The following is a 20,245-nucleotide window of genomic DNA, read 5'->3' on the forward strand; positions in this document are numbered from 1 at the left end:
ATATTTGTTCGCTATATTTTATACCATATGATAACCCAACAAACCATAGAAAGAGTTTTTGAAGCAGCCCAAGTAGAAGAGGTGATAGGAGAGTTTGTGCAGTTAAAAAAATCAGGAAGTAGTTTTAAAGGGCTCAGCCCGTTTACCGATGAGCGAACCCCATCGTTTATGGTATCGCCAGTAAAACAAATATGGAAAGATTTTAGTACAGGAAAAGGAGGGAATGCTGTTTCTTTTTTAATGGAACACGAACATTATACTTATCCTGAAGCTATAAAATGGCTTGCTAAGAAATATAATATTGAAATAGAAGAAACCGAACAATCCGACGAGCAAAAAAAACAACTTAACGAAAGGGAAAGCATGTTTTTGGCTTCTAAATTTGCCAAAGATTATTTTCATGATGTGTTAATGAATACTCAAAAAGGACGCGCAATTGGATTGTCGTACTTTAAAGAAAGAGGATTTAGAGAAGATATTATCGAAAAATTCGATTTAGGGTATTGTAAAGATGAGTGGGATAATTTTACCAATGCAGCATTAGCCAAAGGGTATGATTTAAAATATTTAAAATCAACCGGATTAACAATCGTAAAAGAGGGTGGTCCGCAAATAAAAAAATTCGACCGTTTTAAAGGACGTGTAATGTTTCCTATACACAGTATGTCGGGGCGTATTTTAGGATTTGGTGGTAGAATATTAACTAATGATAAAAAAGCTGCAAAATATTTAAATTCACCCGAAAGTGATATTTACCATAAAAGTAAAATTTTATACGGAATTTATCATGCCAAAAAAGAAATCGCAAAACAAGATAATTGTTATTTGGTAGAAGGGTATACTGATGTAATTTCTTTTTACCAATCAGGTGTAGAAAATGTGGTTGCTTCATCAGGAACTGCATTAACAGCCGATCAAATTAGGTTGGTAAATAGATTAACAAAAAACATTACCGTTTTATTTGACGGTGATGCTGCCGGAATTAGAGCTTCTATTAGAGGTATCGACTTAATTTTAGAGCAGGGAATGAATGTAAAAGTGGTTTCTTTTCCTGAAGGAGAAGATCCAGATAGTTTTGCAAAAGCACATTCAACAGCTGAATTAAAAGAATATTTAGCCGATAAATCACAAGATTTTATCGAGTTTAAAGTGTCTTTGTTGATGAAAGAAGCAGCAAACGACCCTGTTAAAAAAGCGGGATTAATTCGTGATATTGTTACGAGTATTTCTAAAATTCCTGATGGAATACAGCGAGAAGTATATGTGCAAGAATGTGCGCGTATTATGGATATTTCTGAGCGTGTTTTATTTAGTGAGTTAGCACAATTGTTAACTAAAGGTTTGGCTAAATCAAATAAAGGAAGTCAAGCCAATAATAATTCAAGTCAACCACCAGCTGAATACTTGTACGAGCAAGAACAAGGTGGAATGAGGGCTTTAAAAGGCGGAAAAAAGGGAACTCAGAAAATAGATCAACTAAATATTCTTGAAAAAGAAATTATTAGAATTTTATTGTTATACGGTAACGAAGTTGTTGATTTTGTAAACTGGGTAGATGGTGTTGATGAAAAAGGACGACCTGTTTTAGAAAAAGAAGAGTATCAAAATACCGTATCAAACGAGTTGTATTTAAATTTGCAAGAAGATGAAATTGAGTTTGCAAATGAAATTTTTAAACTAACATATTATCAATTGGTACACCAATTAAATCAAGATGAAAAAATTTCTATTGATCAATTAATAATGCACGAAAACCAAGAAATATCAAGTTTAGTAACTAATATTTTAATGGATGAAGAAAAATATTCGTTAAGTGATTGGGAACGAAAAGAAATTTTTGTAACCGAAACAATTAAAATTCTTCCAAAATTGGTTTCAGATGCAACCTTAAATTTACGAAGGATTTTAATAGAAGAAAAAATTAAAGAAATGATGCACGAAGTACAAACGCAAAATGCAGTACTTGATTTAGAGGAAATTTCTAATTATACAGATCTTAAAAAGCGTCTTTTTGAAAAGTTAAACCGTGTAGTTTAACTTTTGTTGTTAATTGATTTTTATAATTTCTTTTTTGTAAGTTTACAATGAAAAAGAAAAATCATGAAAAATATATTACATTTCTTAGAGCTTTTAAGGCTCTTGATATTATTGCCAGTAAAAATTTCTAACGGATATAAAAAACAGACATATCAAAAAATTAAACGTCAAATGATGTTTTTGAATTTACTTTAAGCTTTTTGGTATTTCGCAAATAGGAATTGGAATCATTTTATGCTGATTAATACTGTTTAGACGGGTATATATTTTAAAAACTTCTAATTCTCTGCCAGTAAAGTCAGTATTGTTTTTACCTAAATCTTGCATGTGCATAGCCCATTCTAATTCGTCGTACGAAGCACCTATTTGATCTTCATCAGTTCTGCTATCACCAAATAAACCATCGGTAGGTTGTGCTTTTTGAATTGAATTTGGTACGTTTAAATGTGACGCTAAAGCATATACTTCAGATTTTACTAAATCGGCAATAGGACTTAAATCAACACCTCCATCACCATATTTAGTGTAAAAACCGACACCAAAATCCTCTACTTTATTACCCGTTCCGGCAACTAATAAACCGTGTAAACCAGCAAAGTAATACAGCGTTGTCATGCGTAAACGAGCTCTTGTGTTTGCTAATGCTAAGTCGGTTTTAGCAGAAACTTCGGCTTTAGGAACTACTGTTTTAAAATCTTCAAAAGTACTAGTCAGGTTTACTTCAGCTTCAGTAACGTTATTAAAACGATCTTTTAATAGTTTAATATGCTCATTAGCTCTGTTTACTTGACTTGCAGCTTGATGAATTGGCAATTCAACACATAAAGTAGGTAAACCGGTTAATGCACACAAAGTTGAGGTAACCGCACTATCAATACCACCTGAAATACCAACAACAAACCCGTTTACTCCTGAATTAGTAGCGTAGTTTTTTAACCATTGTACAATATGTTCTGATACTTTTGATGCATTCATAATTAAACAGATTTTATAAGCGTTTATATAAAATTGATATAAACTATTTTAGTAATTTCGACGTTGTAATGTTAAATGTAAATATACTAAAGTTCATGAGAAAAATTTTAGCACTTTGTGTTTTAGTTTCAAGTTTAATTTCTTGTCAAAAAGAAACAAATTTTAAATTAAATATAGATGTTTCTACAATAAAAACAAATGTAAATATTGATAGGTTTGATGTTGATTTTTACACAGCAAAACCTAATCAATTAAAGAAATTAAAAACAAAATATCCTTTATTGTTTCCTAAACAACCAGATAGTGTTTGGGTAAATAAGATGCATGATAAGGATGAAAGAGAGTTGTTTACTGAAACGCAAAAAGTATATGGTAGCGTTGGTAAATTAACGGAGGAATTAACGTCACTTTTTAAACATGTAAAGTATTACAACTCTAAGTTTAAAAGCCCAAGAGTAATTACAATGTTAACTAATATTGATTATGATAACCGAATTGTATATGCAGATAGTTTGTTGCTAATTTCGTTGGATGCTTATTTAGGTAAAAAACATCGATTTTATAATGATTATCCAGTTTACGTTAAACAAAATAATGAAAAAGAACATATTGTAGTTGATGTAGCAAAGTCCATTATAAATGCTCAAATATTACATAGAAAGCAACGTGATTTTATAAACAAAATGATTTATAAAGGTAAAAAAATGTATCTGTTAGACGCTTATTTACCAAATGTGTTAGATGCACAAAAAATAGGTTTTTCTAAAACAAAACTTGACTGGGCTAAGAGTAACGAAGAGCAAATTTGGAAGCATTTTGTTGAAAAAGATATGTTGTATAGTACTAGTAAGGAATTAGATAAACGATTTTTAGATATTGCGCCTTTTTCTAAATTCTATATGGAGCAAGATAGGCAATCTCCTGGTCGAATAGCTGAGTTTATCGGTTGGCAAATAGTACGATCTTATATGCAAAAGAATGATGTATCTTTGCAAGAGTTAGTACAAAAAAATGAAGTTGAAATCTTCAAAAAATCAAAATACAAACCAAGGAAATAATGGCGATAGAACACACTTCTAAAATAACTTTTAAGGTAGGATTAGACGAAAATAAAATTCCGGAAGAAATTTCATGGAATGCAGAGGATGGTGGAATTAGTAATGAGCCTTCAAAAGCGATAATGCTATCTGTATGGGATCATAAGAAAAAAGATACTTTGCGTATGGATTTATGGACAAAAGATATGCCTGTTGATGAAATGAAACAATTTTATCATCAAACATTAGTATCTATGGCAGGTTCATTTGAAAGAGCAACAAATGACGAAAAAATGAGTGCGACTATGCGAGATTTTTGTGATTATTTTGCTGAGAAACTTGAACTTAAAAAATAAAAAAAGCAGCTTTTAAGCTGCTTTTTTTGTTAAAGGATAATTATTTTTGATTATGATTAAATACCTAACCTTATTTTTAATTTTAATTACGATTACTGTTAATAGCCAAAACAATAGTTTAAGGGGAGTTAAAAGTGAAAACGAAGTAAAACAAATTCAAAAAGCTTTTTATTTATTAAATAATAATGAAGAAGATAAAGCATATTTAATAGCTAAAGATTCAGAAGAAATTTTTAAGTCTCGTTATGCTTTAATGAATAAGAATATAATTTTAGCCTATTACTTTAATAGAAAAGTCGCAATAGACTCATCAATAATTTATGCAAAAAAATCGCTTAAATTTAATACACAAGGTAGTGATTCAATAAAAGCAAGAAGAAAAGCAACTGTTTGTAATCTTTTAGGTAAAAACTATAATGTTAAAGGGCTTTATAAAGAAAGTAAAAAATGGTATTTACAAGGAATCGAAGAGGCTCAAAAGTATAACGAAAAATACTCATATTATGCTAATACACATGGATTGGCATTAGTATATTATAACGAAAGAGAGTTAGAAAAAGCACTTAGTTTTTTTAAAGAATGTTTAAGTTATAAAGAAGATAAAGAAATTACTTATGGAAGTTATATAAATATGGGGATGATTTATGGTGAACTTAAAAATTATAAAGCTTCAGATAATTATTTTAAGAAAGCGTATAATATGAGTTTGATTGATAATAACACTAATGCAATGGTGGCAATTCTTTTAAATTTAGGAAACAATGCTCAAGAACAAAAACAAGTAAGTAAGGCAAAAGAGTTTTATACAGAGACAATAAAAATTAGTAAAAAACAAGGGTTTCATCAAACAAAAATAGAGGCAAGAATAGGTTTAGGTAATGTATATTTTTTTTTAAAAGATTATAAAAATGCCCAATTGTCATATGGTATCGCACTTATTGGAGCATTAGAATTGGGTTTATTAGCAAAACAATTAAAAATTTATGAAAAGTTAAAAGTACTGGCAATAAAAAGGAAAAATTATAAAGATGCTTTTTATCATAACTCAAAGTATTTTAAAATACGAGATTCTATTAATCAGTTACAGAAAGTAGAAAAAATTAATGAGTTAGAAGTTAGATATGAAACTATAAAAAAGGAAAAAGAAATTGACTTATTAAAAAAAGATCAAGAATTACAGGAGTTTAATTTGAAAAAAGAAAAAGAAAATAAAAAATTCATGTTAATTTCTTTTTTAATTCTTCTTGTTCTTGTTATAGGTTTGCTTATTAATTATTATTTGCGCTTACAGGCTCAAAGTGAATTAAATAAAAAAGAAAAAGAGATTAATTTACAAAAAGTAACAACGTTATATAAAGAAAAAGAACTAGAATTAATAAAAGCAAATATTACCGGAAGAGATTTAGAACGTGAAAGAATAGCACAAGAATTGCACGATAGTATTGGGGGGAATTTAGCTGCAATAAAATTGCAATTAGCCAGTTCTAAAATTTCAAATCCAACTTATATAAAAAAAGTAAGTATTCAAGTAAATGATACTTATACTCAAGTAAGAAACATATCACATTCATTAGTTTCAGATCAAAAAAAAGGAGATGTTTTTTGTGATGAAATTGAAATGTACTTAAATAATATTGGTGACTCAAGTAATATCATAGCTTCATTTACAGCGCATCCTAAGAAAAAAATAGATGATTTACCACAAGAGATAAAAACTGAAGTTTTTAAAATTATTCAAGAATTAATAACCAACACACTTAAGCATGCAAAGGCATCTTTTATGGAGTTAAATGTAAATTTATCAGATAAAAAACGCCTAAATATTATGTTTGAAGATAATGGTGTTGGATTTAATTTTTACGAAACAAAAAAAGGCTTAGGGTATCTAAATATAAAAAATAGATTAAAGAAGATTAATGGAAAGTTAATGGTGGATTCTAAAAAAGGAAGAGGGACTATTATTAATATTGAAATAAATAAAGCTTAGCAATAGCTGTTGGTTTTAGGAGATTGTTATGAATGATTTTTTATTTTATTAATTATAAAATGGTAATCATCAAAGTTGTTTACAAAATCTAAATCAGAAACATCAATAATCAGTATGTTTAAATCTTGTTGTGTTTTTATAAAGTTACTATAACCATCGTGAATTTTTTGTAAATATTCAGCTTCAATATTTTGCTCATATTCACGACCTCTATTTTTAATATTTTCTAGTAATCGATCTGTATTTTGGTATAAATATACATACAAGTCAGGTTTTGTAATTTCTTTATACATTAAATCGAACATTTTACGATACAATTTATATTCATCTTTTTGTAAAGTAACTTGTGCAAAAATTAATGATTTAAAGATGTAGTAATCAGAAACGATAAAGTTTTTAAATAAATCAAATTGTGCTAAATCATCAGATAACTGTTGGTACCTGTCTGCTAAAAAACTCATTTCTAAAGAAAAAGCATAACGTTCATTATCTTCATAGAATTTTGGTAAAAACGGATTGTCGGCAAAACGTTCTAATACAATCTTGGCATTAAACTCATCTGACATCATATTTGCTAATGATGTTTTTCCTGCGCCAATATTACCTTCTATAGCTATGTAATTGTATTTTTCGGTTATAGGAATAGGTCTTTCTAATTGTTTTTTGATAGGTGTTATTTTTGAGCTATCGATACAGTTTTTTAAACAAATGTATAAATGTTTTTTTTCTATTGGGTGAAGGGTATTTCGAGCAATTTCAACCAACGGAACTAATACAAACTTTCGTTCTAACATTCGTGGATGTGGTACAATAAGGTTTTTAGAAAATATAATCTCATCTTCAAATAAGACAATGTCTATATCAATAATTCTATCTGTGTAACCTTTAGTTGTTTTTGGAGATCTCCCTAATTCTTTTTCAATAATAAGTAATGTTTTTATTAAGCTTTCAGGAGGTAAATAGGTTGATACTTTGATGCAGGTATTATAAAATTCTGCGCCATCAAAACCTAAAGAAGGAGTTTTATATATTGAAGCAATTTTTTGAATTGCACCAACTTTATTAGCAATTAAATTTATTGCATTTTGAATGTTTTTGAATTTATCACCTTGGTTTGTCCCTATAGATAAATATGTAGTTCGTTGTATTTTCATGAGCAGATTGCAAAGTAAAATAAAACTAAAATAAGATGGATAAAAAAAACAGTTTAATTTTAAAAAAAAAAGTAAAGTAAGATTGTTTTTACGTGTTTATCTAAAACAAAAAAACAACCATAAGGTTGTTTTTTTGTTTTAAGAAAGAAGGTTTTCTATGCTTCTTTTTTATCTTCTCTTGGTTTTCTATCATCACGACGATTGTCACGTCCACGATTATCTCTTCCTCTATTATCACGGCCACCACTTCTTTTATCATCTCTTGGTGGTCTTGCTACATAACCTTCTGGTTTTGGTAACAAAGCTTTACGAGAAACTTTTTCTTTACGTGTTCTAGGGTCAGTTCCAAAATATTTTACATCAAAAACATCTCCCATATTTACAACATCAGAAACATTTTCTGTACGTTCCCAAGCTAATTCACTTACGTGTAATAAAACTTCGTTTCCTGGAGCCTCCATATATTCTACAACGGCACCGAAATCTAACATTTTAATTACTTTTACTTCATAAGCACTACCAACTTGTGGCTTAAATAACATTGATTCGATACGTGAAGTAACCGCATCAATTCCTTCAGGTTTAGTACCTAAAATTTCAATGATTCCTTCTTCTGTTACAGGATCTTCTGTTACTACAATTGTAGTTTCAGTATCTTTTTGTAACTCTTGAATATGTTTACCTCCTGGGCCAATAAATGCACCAATCATATCATTAGGGATACGTCTAGTTATCATTTTAGGCGCATGTGCTTTAACATCTTCGTTTGGAGTTTGAATAGTATCGGTTAATTTAGATAAAATATGTAAACGACCATCACGAGCTTGTTTTAGCGCATTTACTAAAATCTCATATGATAATCCTTTTACTTTAATATCCATCTGACAAGCAGTAATACCATCAGCAGTACCAGTTACTTTAAAATCCATATCACCTAAATGATCTTCGTCTCCTAAAATATCAGATAAAACTGCGTAACGATCACCATCAGAAATTAATCCCATAGCAATACCTGAAACTGGTTTTTTCATTTGTACACCAGCGTCCATCATTGCCATTGTACCAGCACATACTGTTGCCATAGATGAAGAACCGTTAGATTCTAATACTTCAGATACAACTCTTACCGTGTAAGGGCAATCATCAGGAACCATTCCTTTTAATGCTCTTTGTGCTAAGTTACCATGACCAACTTCTCTACGTGAAGTTCCTCTTAAAGGACGTGCTTCACCTGTACAGAAAGGAGGGAAGTTATAGTGTAAATAGAAAGTTTCCTCACCTTCGTAAGTAGGCATGTCTATTTTATTTGCTTCTCTTGATGTTCCTAAAGTTACTGTGGCTAATGCTTGAGTTTCACCACGTGTAAAGATTGAAGAACCGTGTGTTGATGGTAAGTAATCTACTTCACACCAAATTGGTCTGATGTCTGTTGTTTTACGACCATCTAAACGTAAACCTTCAGCTAATGTTAATTCACGAACAGCATTTTTTTGAGCTTTATTGAAATATTTTCCAATTAATCCACCAAAATCAGCTATTTCTTCTTCAGAAAAAGTTGCAACAACTTCTTCTTTAACTTCTGCAAATGCAGCAGAACGTTCAGCTTTTGAAGTTCCTTGTTTTGCAATAGCATAACATTTATCGTAAGCTAAATCATTAATCTTTTTAGCTAACTCTTCATCTTCTCTTTCTGGTTCGTATTCGCGAGTTTCTTTTTTACCAAAAGCTTCAGCTAAACGCACCTGAGCAGCACATTGTACTTTAATAGCTTCGTGTGCAAATTTAATTGCATCGGCCATTTCTTCTTCAGAAACTTCATCCATTTCTCCTTCTACCATCATTACAGAATCTGCAGAAGCTCCAATCATCATATCTAAATCAGCATCTGCTAATTGAGTTCTGTTTGGATTGATAACAAATTCCCCATTTACACGTGCAACACGTACTTCAGAAATTGGTGTTTCGAAAGGAATATCAGACAATTGTATTACTGTTGATGCTGCTAAACCTGCTAAAGCGTCTGGCATAACATCTTCGTCATGAGACATTAATTGAATCATAACTTGTGTTTCCGCATGGTAATCTTTTGGAAATAATGGACGTAAAACACGGTCTACTAAACGCATTGTTAATACTTCTCCATCACTTGGTCTTGCTTCTCTTTTAAAGAATCCTCCAGGATAACGTCCTGCGGCAGCAAATTTTTCTCTATAATCTACCGTTAAAGGTAAAAAATCTACATCAGATTGCTTGTAGTTAGATACAACTGTACATAACAACATTGCTTTTCCCATTTGAACAACAACTGACCCGTGGGCTTGTTTTGCTAACTTACCCGTTTCTAATGAGATGGTTCTTCCATCTCCAAGGTCGATGACCTCTCTAAATACTTTTGGAATCATAAATTTTAATTCTAAATTTTTAAATTGTTTGTTGTTGTGTTGTTATTGTTTGTTGTTGCAATGGAAATTCAAAATTGTTGTTAAAAATTTTGAGTTTTTTATATAAATTTCTGTTTGTTAGTCAGAAATGAATTTTTGTAAAATAAAAAAGAGGCACGTTTATAGAGCCTCTTTTTGAAAGAAATTATTTTCTAATTCCTAATTCTTTAATAATTGCACGATATCTGTTGATTTCTTTTTTCTTCAAGTAATCTAACAAGCTTCTACGCTTACCAACCATTCTTACTAATGAACGCTCTGTGTTAAAATCTTTACGATTTTGCTTTAAGTGCTCAGTTAAGTGGTTAATTCTGTGTGTGAATAATGCAATTTGACCTTCTGCAGAACCAGTATCGTTTGCTCCTTTACCGTGTTTTGTGAAGATGTTTTCTTTTACTTCTTTAGTTAAATACATACCAATATTGTTTAAATGATTTTAATGTACACAATGCTTTTGCATTGAATCAGCAAATGTACAACTATTTTTTAAAATCATATTAATGATGTAAAAATAAAAAAGCTAGCATTTGCTAGCTTTTTTATTAGGCTCTTATGGGTTGATTTTGAATTAAATCAATGTATAAGTTTACTTGTTTTTTTAAGTTCTTACGCTCGTAAATACCATCTAAAAATCCGTGTTCTAATACAAACTCTGAACGTTGAAAGCCTTCAGGTAATTCTTTACCTGTTGTATCTTTTACAACACGTGGTCCTGCGAAAGCAATTAAAGCATTTGGTTCTGCTATATTAATGTCTCCTAACATTGCAAAAGAAGCTGTTGTGCCTCCAGTAGTAGGATCTGTACATAATGATATATACGGAATTTTAGCATCTGCTAATTGCGCTAATTTCGCAGATGTTTTTACCAATTGCATTAATGATAGTGAAGCTTCCATCATACGGGCACCTCCTGATTTTGAAATCATTAAAAAAGGAAGCTTGTTTTTTATTGAATAATCAATAGCTCTTGCTATTTTTTCTCCAACAACACTTCCCATTGATCCTCCTATAAATGCAAAATCCATAGAAGCGATAACGATATCTTTTCCGTTAGATTTTCCTACAGCTGTACGAACGGCATCTTTTAAGCCTGTTTTCTTTTGCGCTGCTTTTAAACGATCTGGATATTTTTTAGTGTCTTCAAATTTTAAAGGGTCTTTGGCAGTAAGATTTGAGTTTAACTCTTTAAAATCATTATCGTCAAAGAATATATCAAAATATTCATGACTTCCGATACGAACATGATAACCATCTTCAGGGCTTACATATAAGTTTTTCTTTAATTCATCAGTGTCAATTACCTTTCCGCTTGGTGTTTTATACCACAAGCCTTTAGGTGTATCTTTTTTTTGTTCTGTAGGGGTTTGAATCCCTTTATCTGTACGTTTAAACCAAGCCATAGTTTAGTTTATTTTTTGTTGTTTGTTAGTATATGACTCTTATTTTGTAAAAAAGAGTAGGCTACAAATGTAAATTATTTTTATGAACTTTGGTTTTTTGAAACAAAAAAAGCGCTTAGAATATTTCTAAGCGCTTTTTTTATAAGTAATTTTTATAATGTATTTACATTGTTTAAGTCTTCAAAAGCTTTTTTAAGACGTGTTTTAAATGTAATTTCACCTTCTCGTAACCATTTACGAGGGTCATAATGTTTTTTATTTGGTTGGTCGGCTCCATCAGGATTACCAATTTGGCTTGCTAAATATTCTTTTTTCGCTAAAACATAATCTCTAACACCTTCGGTAAAAGCATATTGTAGGTCAGTGTCAATATTCATTTTTATAACTCCGTAGCCAATTGCTTCTCTAATTTCATCTAAAGTAGAACCTGATCCTCCGTGAAAAACAAAATCGATCGTGTTATGAGGTACATTATATTTTTTTGAAATATATTCTTGTGAGTCTTTTAATATAGAAGGGGTTAATTTTACGTTTCCTGGTTTGTATACACCATGTACATTTCCAAAGGCAGCAGCAATGGTAAATTGATCACTTACTTTCATTAATTCTTCGTAAGCAAAAGCAACCTCTTCGGGTTGTGTGTATAATTTAGAAATATCAACATCTGAATTATCAACACCGTCTTCTTCTCCTCCTGTAATACCTAATTCAATTTCTAAAGTCATTCCTATTTTACTCATTCGAGCTAAATACTCTTTACAAATTTCAATATTTTCTTTAATTGGCTCTTCAGATAAATCAATCATGTGAGAGCTGTATAAAGATTTTCCTGTTTCTTTATAATGTTGTTCACTTGCGTCAAGTAAACCATCAATCCAAGGTAATAACTTTTTAGCGGCGTGGTCGGTATGTAAAATTACAGGAATACCATAAGCATCAGCTAATAAATGAACGTGTTTTGCTCCGGCAACTGCCCCTGCGATAGCTGCTTTTTCATTTTCGTTAGATAAGCCTTTACCGGCGTTAAATTGTGCTCCTCCGTTAGAGAATTGAATTATAACGGGTGAGTTTAATTCTTTTGCAGTTTCTAAAACAGTGTTTACTGTATTAGATCCTACCACGTTTACAGCAGGTAAAGCAAATTTTTTATCTTTTGCTAATTGAAATATTTCTTGTACTTCTTTTCCAGTAGCAACGCCAGCTTTTATCATTTTTTAGTTTTTTAGTTTACAGTTGTTGTGAATGCCAAATTTACACATTTTTGACTAAGTTATTGTCATTTTTACCGATAACGTTTTAGTTAAAAAGGGTAGTTAATTCCGATATTTATAACAGAGCTTTTAAAATTGAAGTTTTTAAACCATCGATTATTAGTTAAGTAAGGTTCACGCATTTTAAATCCTAAGTCCAATCGGGCTACTAAAAATTTAAAGTCGTATCGGAGCCCAAATCCTGAGCCTACTGCCATATCATTTAGTGATTTTAGGTTTTTGAATTTTGCGTTTTCGTCAATAAATTGAGAATTTGTGATATCCCAAATATTTCCTGCATCAACAAATAAAGCACCTTTTAATGAACCTATCATATCAAAACGATATTCAAAACTTGTTAAAAATTTTAAGCTACCAATGTTATATTCTAACCCAGGGCGTCTGGTTCCTGGACCTAAGTCGTAGGTTCTCCATGCTCTAATGTCGTTTGATCCTCCTGCAAAATAACTACGAGAAAAAGGAATGCTAGAGTTGTTGTAAGTTGCGATTGCTCCCAAAAATGTTCTGTGCGCTAAAACGGTGTTGCTTCCTAAATTCCAGTATTTTTTATATTCGATATCTGTTTTAAAATATTGTGCAATAGGTATTTTAAATACAGTTTTTCGTCCATTAGCATTTGTTTGCTTGGATAGCAAACCCATAATGTTCCCAGAATTTGCAATTCGAAATTTAAAAAAAGAAAAATTGGTGTCTTTCGTGTTTTCTTGGTTGTTATAGATATAATTAAAAGCTATTTCTGGAATTAAGAAATCAGAGGTAATGATATTGTATCTATTTAATATATTAAGGTTGCTTTGATATTCTGATGGATTTGTGCTGGCAAAAGAAGTGTCTCCTCTAACATCTTGAATAAATTGAAGTATATTATCAGAATTACTTGGTATATTTTGAGGTAAAGTATAATTATTATTAGCAGTATCTACATCTTTAAGTTTTGAATATTCAGATGAGTAGATATTAAAATAATTATCTACATTAAAATTACGAATATATTGTGTGTTGAAAAATTCTAATTGGATAGATTTCCGTTTATTATAATTCCATTTATAATCAATTCCTACAGATATATTTTGGTTATCAAGACCAATGTTTTTCTGAATTCCTCCACCAATGAAAAATTTGGTTTTTGGAAACATCCTTTTTGGTACAAGTGACTGTAAACCAAAGGGAGCCATAAAACGAGGCACTTCTAATGAAAGATCGGCTCCAATTTCCCATCCAGGTCCATTGTTAGAATTAAAATAAGAACCAAAAGTTGAAAATTTAAAAATTTCAGCACCTTTAAAGGTGTTTCTATTTGTTAAAGAAAACTTTAATGAAACATCGAAGTTACGGATGTTAGAGCGAGATAACTCAGTGTCTAAACCAAGAGTATATTTTTCAATAGGGGTTAAAAATATATTTGCTTCTAATTCATGGTCGCTTAATTCATTGTAACGAATAGAGGTAGATTTAAAATTTTTTAAACCTCTTAAATGGGTTCTAGTTAAATTTCTTGATATATCGTTATAAACCGAGTTGGGCTTAACAAACAATGATTGTGATAAAAATTTTGGATTATACTTTAATTTTTTATGAGCATAAAAATTAATTCCTTTATACAATAAAGTATCTTTATGAAGAGAGTCTCTTTTATTGTAGGTATAATCAGTAAAAACGTTTATTTTTTTTATTGTTTGAATTTTAAAAGGAATTACTCGGTCAGAAATATTAATATCTACACTTGTTTTCTGGTAATCTTTAAGTGTGTCATTATCAAAAGAAATATAATTTTCATTAAAATGATATATTCCTTTATTTCTAAATAAGGTAACTAGCCGATTTGCTTCTTTAATAAAATTACCATCTTTATATTGGTCTCCAGATTTAAGAAAACTTTTACCTTTTGATTCTTTATAGATAACATCTAGAGTAGGAGATGAAATTTTGGTGTAAATAGAATCTAAAAAAGAAGGATTACCTTTTTGTATAGAGTAGGTTATAGCCCCTTTTCGATTAGAAATAGTGTCTTTTTTAAAGGATACTTTTGATCTAAAATAACCTTCTGTTTGAAAATAGGTTTTTAAATTTATAACCGTTTTTTTTGTTTTTATATCATCTATAATAATAGGAGCTTCCCCACTATTTAAAAACCAGTTATTAATTCCGATAAAATTTTTAGCTATAGAGATACTCTGTTTTTCAGAAAAGTTTTTTTTGAAAAAAGAATAAGTATTAGGGTGTTTTTTACCCCATTCGCTAGGTTTTTTAGGAGCTTTCGGGTTTCCTAAATTATAAAAATATAAAGATAAAGGTATGCCTAAGGCTTTTGCATTAGGACGTTGCAGCAATAATTCAGTAATGTTTTCACTAGAGTTTTTTATACTATCAATATAAACAGTGTTTTTTGCTAATAGTAACTCATTTTTATTTACATATTTTATCGTATTACACGAACTGAATAAGATGACTAATAAAAAGAAGAAAGAAAGTTTTTTCATTAACTTTACGCCTCGTATTTTAAATGACAAAAATACTATTTTTTAGTGGTTATAATGTGTTAAAAAATATTTAATGAGTTTATCAAAAAACAATCTGAAGTTAATAACAAGTTTACAACAAAAAAAGTATAGACAAAAGCATAAATTATTTGTTGCTGAAGGAATAAAGGTTGTAAATGAGTTGTTAAAGTCGTCGGTAGAAGCATCGCATATTTTTATGACAGAAGATGTTGTTGAGTTACCTAAAAATGTAGCTCATACAGTTATAACAGAAAATGAGTTAAAAAAAATTAGTACGTTAAAAAATCCGAATAAAGTTTTAGGATTATTTCAGATTCCTGATGAAAAAGAAATATCAGAAAACTGTTTTATAGTTGCTTTAGATGAAATAAATGATCCAGGTAATTTAGGAACCATTATTCGTTTGTGTGATTGGTTTGGTGTTACGGAGTTGATTTGTTCTAAAAGCACGGTAGATTGTTACAACCAAAAAGTAGTACAATCAACTATGGGGTCTTTAACCAGAGTAAATATTTCGTATGTTGATTTATATACATTTTTATCAAACAGTGATTTTCCTGTTTTTACAGCTGATATGGATGGTGACAATGTATATAAAACCTCATTACCCGAAAAAGCTGTTTTAGTAATGGGAAATGAAGCAAACGGAATTTCAGCAGAAATATCGGCAATTGTAAACCGCAAGTTAACAATTCCTAGGTTTGGTGAAATTCAACAAACAGAAAGTTTAAATGTTGCAACAGCAACTGCTATTTTATTAAGTGAATTTAGAAGAAGTTAAAATAAACCGTTTATTTGTGCGTCAATTTTATCAATAATAGACCCTAAATCTTCTTGATTTTTAACAAAGTCTAAATTATCAACATCAATAACTAGTAGGTTTCCTTTGGTGTATTGGCTAATCCACGCTTCGTAACGTTCATTTAACCTGCTTAAATAATCGATACTAATAGAGTTTTCATACTCTCTGCCTCGCTTGTGAATTTGACCAACTAAAGTAGAAATATCTGCACGTAAATAAATTAATAAATCTGGAGGGGTTACTAAATTTTCCATTAATTCGAATAACGAAGAATAATTACTATAATCACGATTCGTCATCAAGCCCATTGCGTGTAAGTTAGGTGCAAAAATATGTGCATCTTCGTAAATAGTTCTATCCTGAATTATTTTTTTGCCAGATTGCCTTAATTCTAATACTTGACGAAAACGGCTGTTTAAAAAGAAAACTTGTAGGTTAAAAGACCAACGTTCCATTTCAGCATAAAAGTCATCTAAATAAGGATTCTCATCTACCGATTCAAAATGAGGATCCCAATTGTAATGTTTAGCTAATAATTTAGTTAAAGTGGTTTTACCTGCGCCAATATTTCCGGCAATTGCTACATGCATATTTTTAGATATTTCAAGATGGTAAAATTACATAAAAAAAGAGATTTGTAACAATGTTTAACAAATCAATTTATAACCATAGCCTTACATATTTACAATTTGAATGTTTTTGTTGTGTTTTAATTTTTTTGCGTAGTTTAGAAATAAATACATATGATAAGTGTTAAAAATATATCATTATTCTATATTATTTTTAATAAAATAACTAATCATGTCTCTACATATTAATACGTTTATTGTTTTGTCTTTAATGATAATTTTAAGTAATGAGTAAAAATCAAAAAACCTTCTATTAAAAAAGGTTTTTTGATCTAGTTAGTGAAATTTTTATTCAATAATAATTTTTCGCGTTTTTGTTTTTCCACTATTTTCTACTTGAAGTAAATAAATACCGCTACTCATTTTTGGGAATTGAATCCCTTCTTTGAATATATTTGAAATGGTAGAAAAGTTTTGAGTGTGTACTAAATTACCTGCTAAATCGAATAGTCGGATAATAATTAAATCTCTTGACTTAACCTTGAATTCGATGTTTAGTTTTTGATTAGAAAGTAAAGGTATACTACCTATTTTTAAATCGGTGAATAAATTATTATCGGTAGCAAAACTTTCTTCAATATTAATAGTATAATCTTCAGTTTCTCCCCATTCACTTTTATGATCAGAATCACAAGCGCCATCACCGTTTGATGAGGTTTCTAATTCAAAATATTCAATAACAACTCTCATTCTCGTTTTTCCTAAAACAGCATTTTCTGGTACTGTTATATTTAAGGTAGCTGTGGCTATATCTGTAGTTTGATTTCCTAAATCATATCTTTCGGTAGAGTTGTTAAATTGATAATCTTGGTTCCAATCAATAAAAACATAGCAATGATCTTGGAATCCACCTGTGTTAAGTGTTATACTTATTTCATATGCTTGCTTTCTTTCAAGGTTTGTGGTTATGGTAGTAAAATCTTCATATCCATTTACAGTGTTGTTGCCTGAAGTGTTGTTAATTGTATTAAGGGTAACATTGGTTATATGTTCCGTACCTCCAGTCTCATCTGTAAAAGTTGAATCGCAATAAGACGGATCTTCTGTTGTAAAAGTAAAATTATTAGAAAAATCACCTTCTCCACAAGCGCTTATAGGTTTTACACGCCAGTAATAATTTGTACTATGAGATAGAAAAGAAGACGGAGTGTATGAATTGACGGTTGTTGTTTCGTTAACTATAATAGAACTGAAGTTAGCATTAGTTGCAATTTCAATTTTATAAGAAGTCGCATTTAAATTTGTTTCCCATTCAAAAGTAGGGGTAATACTCGTATTTATATTAGCGTTTGCAGGTGATGTTAAATTTTGGGTAGAGAAATTATTAGAATTAACCTTTAAAAGGGCTTCGGTGGTTTTAGTAAAAGTGTTTGTTTGTGCTTGTACAACAATTGTATATTCTTGCTGAGTAGTGCCGTTTAAATTAGCAACGGTCATGATAACATCACCATCAGTGTTAATTGTACTTGGAGTAAAGTTAACTGTTGCTCCGTTAGGTAAACCTGTAGCTGATAAATTTACTGTTTCATTAAATCCGTTTACAAAATCAAAATTTAAGGTGTACTTGGTAGTATTATTACCATTGTTACAAACAGTTTGCTTTGAGGTGTTGTTATTTACAAAAAATGTAGGAAGATTGGCGTTAATGGTAAATTTTGAAGTATTTACATTGTAAAAAATATTATCAGCAGCTTCAACAAGTATACGAGCTTGTGTTGTAGCATTATTAGGAACGGTAATGCTTTCGGTACCGTCATTATCAGTATTTGACTTTAAAACAATTGGAAAAGTAACTCCACCATCTATAGAGAGTTTAATAGTTACCTTACTACAGTTTATTGGAGCAATGTCAGTGGTTCCTTTATTCCATGTTATGGTTTGAGTATCACCTGCGTTCCATATTACATTAGTGTTTGGAGCTGTAACGGTAAAAGGAACCGCATTGGTAACGGTAATTGCAACATCATCTCTATCCGAATTTCCTCCACCAATATGATTATCTCTTACGGTAAAAGCAAAATTTAACTCTCTTTCAACACTAGGTAGAACTTCCCATTGATTTGAAGTTCCGTTAACAACGTTTGCTAATGTTGGTAAATATCTATTTGGAGAAGTACTAGAAGGTAAAGCTCTAAAAGTAGGTCCAGCTGTATTGGTTGAAACAGGCGGCATGGTTGCAATTTCATTATCCGTTTGTTCCCAATTATAAGTCAAACCGCTTGTTCCTTGCGCATCGGTAGCAGTTCCTTTTAAAATAAAAGGAGTAGATTTTGGAATGCTATAGTTGGCACCAGCATTTGCAACTGGAGCATCATTATTTGTGTTAGATAATGTAGCACAATTACCACTGTTTTGTATGTGTGTCCACATTTGGGCAATGCTTATCGCATGAAAATTAGCATGACTGTTTCCTTGAACATCAGGATCACAAATACCTGCGTAGCCCATAATTGTAGAGCCGCTTCCAGGCTCTACAGCTGTGGCGTTGTTTCTGTTACAATCATTATTTTGTGTATGCATAGCACCAAATTGATGTCCTATTTCATGTGCTACATAGTCAATGTCATAAGGGTCATTAATAGGTTGGTTTCTACCAGTGATACCACTGGCTTTATGATTAGTAACACAAACAGAACGTACACTAGCTAAACCACCACCACCGGTACTAAAGGTGTGACCAATATCGTAGTTAGCATCACCAATAATAGCATCACATTTTTGTTGACTTTCATCAATTAAATCATCTGAATCATCATTTGTTAAACCATCAGTAGTTGCATCTAAAAAAATTAAATCGTCGTTATTACTTACCAGTATCATTCTAACTCCTAAATCTCTTTCATAAACTTCGTTTACACGAGCCATTGTGGTATTTATTGCTGACAAAACAATTGCTTTTTTTTCTGTGTCAGTGGTTGGAGTTGTATTAGCTCTATTGATATGAAACTGCGAATATTCTCCAGTACAGGCAATTGCTGTTCTAAAGGTTCTTAACTGACTATCATTTGCATTTCTCTGTTGCTTAGGGCTAACTATATTACTTTTTGCAGTTTCTTCTATTTTACAGGTAAAATTATTATTACTAGCAATTAAATCCTTTTTTTTATATATAATATATTGCTCCTTATTTTTAGTATACGGGTCTATGTATAATGTACCTTTACTACCGTAATTTATCAAAGCATGAAAGCCGTTAACTCCTAAGCTAATTTTAGCAGTAGTGGTTGGGTTGTCAATTTCTTGTGCCGAATATGATTTTATCATCGGAAATTTAGCTGCTAATTTAGGCGCTAAATAAGATGTTTCTTGAACATAAAATTGTATTAATTCACCTTTTGAATTAGGTAGCGTAATTGTTTTTTTATTGTTTTTTGATTGAAAACTAGTTAAGTGGTTTTTTAACTTATTTAAATTTAATACTGCTAAAGCGTATTTTTGAGGAATGTTTTTTCGGCTAAGAATTTCTTTCTTATTGATAGAAATATCTTTCTTAGATCTTTTATTCCAATAGCTCTGAGAGAATGAACTATTTGTGATAAATATGAAGAATAATACTACTAAAAGAACATTTTTTTTAATCATAATTGTAGATTTAATAGTAGTGAAAAATAACAGTTTAGAGCTATTTTTCCTACCTTTGGGGGACTTATTTTAG

Annotated in this window: 14 protein-coding genes; 5 read left to right on the forward strand and 9 right to left on the reverse strand. The window is 30.4% G+C overall.

The window, feature by feature from the left end; all coding sequences use genetic code 11:
* The first annotated feature begins 27 nt into the window (after nucleotides 1-27).
* Complete coding sequence (dnaG, locus tag BA195_RS04835; protein ID WP_068702977.1) at nucleotides 28-2,037, forward strand: DNA primase; 2,010 nt, start codon at nucleotides 28-30, stop codon at nucleotides 2,035-2,037.
* Nucleotides 2,038-2,223: 186 nt separating this feature from the next.
* Here dnaG and nadE read toward each other — a convergent pair whose 3' ends face one another.
* On the reverse strand, nucleotides 2,224-3,012 hold the full coding sequence (nadE, locus tag BA195_RS04840) for an NAD(+) synthase (RefSeq protein WP_068702979.1): 789 nt from the start codon (nucleotides 3,010-3,012) through the stop codon (nucleotides 2,224-2,226).
* A gap of 95 nt (nucleotides 3,013-3,107) precedes the next feature.
* Here nadE and gldB point away from each other — a divergent pair, with 95 nt between their 5' ends.
* Genes gldB through BA195_RS04855 form a run of 3 tightly spaced genes read left to right on the forward strand, consistent with a single transcriptional unit; the run spans nucleotide 3,108 to nucleotide 6,392 of the window.
* On the forward strand, nucleotides 3,108-4,070 hold the full coding sequence (gldB, locus tag BA195_RS04845) for a gliding motility lipoprotein GldB (RefSeq protein ID WP_068702981.1): 963 nt from the start codon (nucleotides 3,108-3,110) through the stop codon (nucleotides 4,068-4,070).
* Nucleotides 4,070-4,405: a gliding motility protein GldC gene (gene gldC / locus BA195_RS04850; protein ID WP_068702987.1), complete on the forward strand. Its 336-nt coding sequence runs from the start codon at nucleotides 4,070-4,072 to the stop codon at nucleotides 4,403-4,405. Before gldB ends, gldC begins: the two co-directional genes overlap by 1 nt.
* Nucleotides 4,406-4,457: 52 nt before the next feature.
* The gene (locus BA195_RS04855; RefSeq protein ID WP_068702990.1) at nucleotides 4,458-6,392 is read left to right on the forward strand and encodes a tetratricopeptide repeat-containing sensor histidine kinase; all 1,935 of its coding nucleotides are present in this window, start codon (nucleotides 4,458-4,460) and stop codon (nucleotides 6,390-6,392) included.
* A gap of 26 nt (nucleotides 6,393-6,418) precedes the next feature.
* On the opposite strand, the gene folK is transcribed toward BA195_RS04855, so the two are convergent.
* From folK to tamL, 6 genes are all read right to left on the reverse strand, one after another.
* Entirely contained in the window at nucleotides 6,419-7,546 is a 1,128-nt protein-coding gene (folK, locus tag BA195_RS04860) for a 2-amino-4-hydroxy-6-hydroxymethyldihydropteridine diphosphokinase (protein WP_068702992.1), read from the reverse strand.
* Between the two features lie 155 nt (nucleotides 7,547-7,701).
* Nucleotides 7,702-9,948, reverse strand: a complete 2,247-nt coding sequence (locus BA195_RS04865) for a polyribonucleotide nucleotidyltransferase (protein ID WP_068702994.1) — start codon at nucleotides 9,946-9,948, stop codon at nucleotides 7,702-7,704.
* Between the two features lie 184 nt (nucleotides 9,949-10,132).
* Nucleotides 10,133-10,402, reverse strand: a complete 270-nt coding sequence (gene rpsO, locus BA195_RS04870; protein WP_068702997.1) for a 30S ribosomal protein S15 — start codon at nucleotides 10,400-10,402, stop codon at nucleotides 10,133-10,135.
* A 127-nt stretch (nucleotides 10,403-10,529) separates the two neighbouring features.
* On the reverse strand, nucleotides 10,530-11,387 hold the full coding sequence (gene accD / locus BA195_RS04875; protein WP_068703000.1) for an acetyl-CoA carboxylase, carboxyltransferase subunit beta: 858 nt from the start codon (nucleotides 11,385-11,387) through the stop codon (nucleotides 10,530-10,532).
* A gap of 152 nt (nucleotides 11,388-11,539) precedes the next feature.
* Nucleotides 11,540-12,598 (reverse strand): class II fructose-bisphosphate aldolase, encoded by a 1,059-nt coding sequence (gene fbaA, locus BA195_RS04880; RefSeq protein WP_068703002.1) that lies wholly within the window; start codon nucleotides 12,596-12,598, stop codon nucleotides 11,540-11,542.
* Between the two features lie 89 nt (nucleotides 12,599-12,687).
* Entirely contained in the window at nucleotides 12,688-15,168 is a 2,481-nt protein-coding gene (gene tamL, locus BA195_RS04885) for a translocation and assembly module lipoprotein TamL (RefSeq protein ID WP_245662317.1), read from the reverse strand.
* 43 nt (nucleotides 15,169-15,211) lie between these two features.
* Here tamL and BA195_RS04890 point away from each other — a divergent pair, with 43 nt between their 5' ends.
* Entirely contained in the window at nucleotides 15,212-15,940 is a 729-nt protein-coding gene (locus BA195_RS04890) for a TrmH family RNA methyltransferase (protein WP_068703006.1), read from the forward strand.
* Here the strand turns inward: BA195_RS04890 and BA195_RS04895 are convergent.
* A complete protein-coding gene (locus BA195_RS04895; RefSeq protein ID WP_262509356.1) occupies nucleotides 15,937-16,563 on the reverse strand; it encodes a deoxynucleoside kinase in 627 nt (208 codons plus the stop codon). The two genes, BA195_RS04890 and BA195_RS04895, sit on opposite strands and share 4 nt — an antisense overlap.
* A gap of 315 nt (nucleotides 16,564-16,878) precedes the next feature.
* Nucleotides 16,879-20,172 (reverse strand): reprolysin-like metallopeptidase, encoded by a 3,294-nt coding sequence (locus BA195_RS04900; protein ID WP_084443066.1) that lies wholly within the window; start codon nucleotides 20,170-20,172, stop codon nucleotides 16,879-16,881.
* Nucleotides 20,173-20,245: the final 73 nt, after the last annotated feature.

The sequence above is a fragment of the Tenacibaculum soleae genome, assembly GCF_001693415.1.
Taxonomy (GTDB): domain Bacteria; phylum Bacteroidota; class Bacteroidia; order Flavobacteriales; family Flavobacteriaceae; genus Polaribacter; species Polaribacter soleae.

What these genes read in the sequence shown, in the direction of transcription:
- dnaG (WP_068702977.1), top strand. Translation starts at nt 28, where the DNA reads ATGATAACCCAACAAACCATAGAAAGAGTTTTTGAAGCAGCCCAAGTA.
- accD (WP_068703000.1), bottom strand. Translation starts at nt 11,387, where the DNA reads ATGGCTTGGTTTAAACGTACAGATAAAGGGATTCAAACCCCTACAGAA.
- BA195_RS04890 (WP_068703006.1), top strand. Translation starts at nt 15,212, where the DNA reads ATGAGTTTATCAAAAAACAATCTGAAGTTAATAACAAGTTTACAACAA.
- rpsO (WP_068702997.1), bottom strand. Translation starts at nt 10,402, where the DNA reads ATGTATTTAACTAAAGAAGTAAAAGAAAACATCTTCACAAAACACGGT.
- folK (WP_068702992.1), bottom strand. Translation starts at nt 7,546, where the DNA reads ATGAAAATACAACGAACTACATATTTATCTATAGGGACAAACCAAGGT.
- gldB (WP_068702981.1), top strand. Translation starts at nt 3,108, where the DNA reads ATGAGAAAAATTTTAGCACTTTGTGTTTTAGTTTCAAGTTTAATTTCT.
- BA195_RS04855 (WP_068702990.1), top strand. Translation starts at nt 4,458, where the DNA reads ATGATTAAATACCTAACCTTATTTTTAATTTTAATTACGATTACTGTT.
- fbaA (WP_068703002.1), bottom strand. Translation starts at nt 12,598, where the DNA reads ATGATAAAAGCTGGCGTTGCTACTGGAAAAGAAGTACAAGAAATATTT.
- BA195_RS04900 (WP_084443066.1), bottom strand. Translation starts at nt 20,172, where the DNA reads ATGATTAAAAAAAATGTTCTTTTAGTAGTATTATTCTTCATATTTATC.
- gldC (WP_068702987.1), top strand. Translation starts at nt 4,070, where the DNA reads ATGGCGATAGAACACACTTCTAAAATAACTTTTAAGGTAGGATTAGAC.
- nadE (WP_068702979.1), bottom strand. Translation starts at nt 3,012, where the DNA reads ATGAATGCATCAAAAGTATCAGAACATATTGTACAATGGTTAAAAAAC.
- BA195_RS04865 (WP_068702994.1), bottom strand. Translation starts at nt 9,948, where the DNA reads ATGATTCCAAAAGTATTTAGAGAGGTCATCGACCTTGGAGATGGAAGA.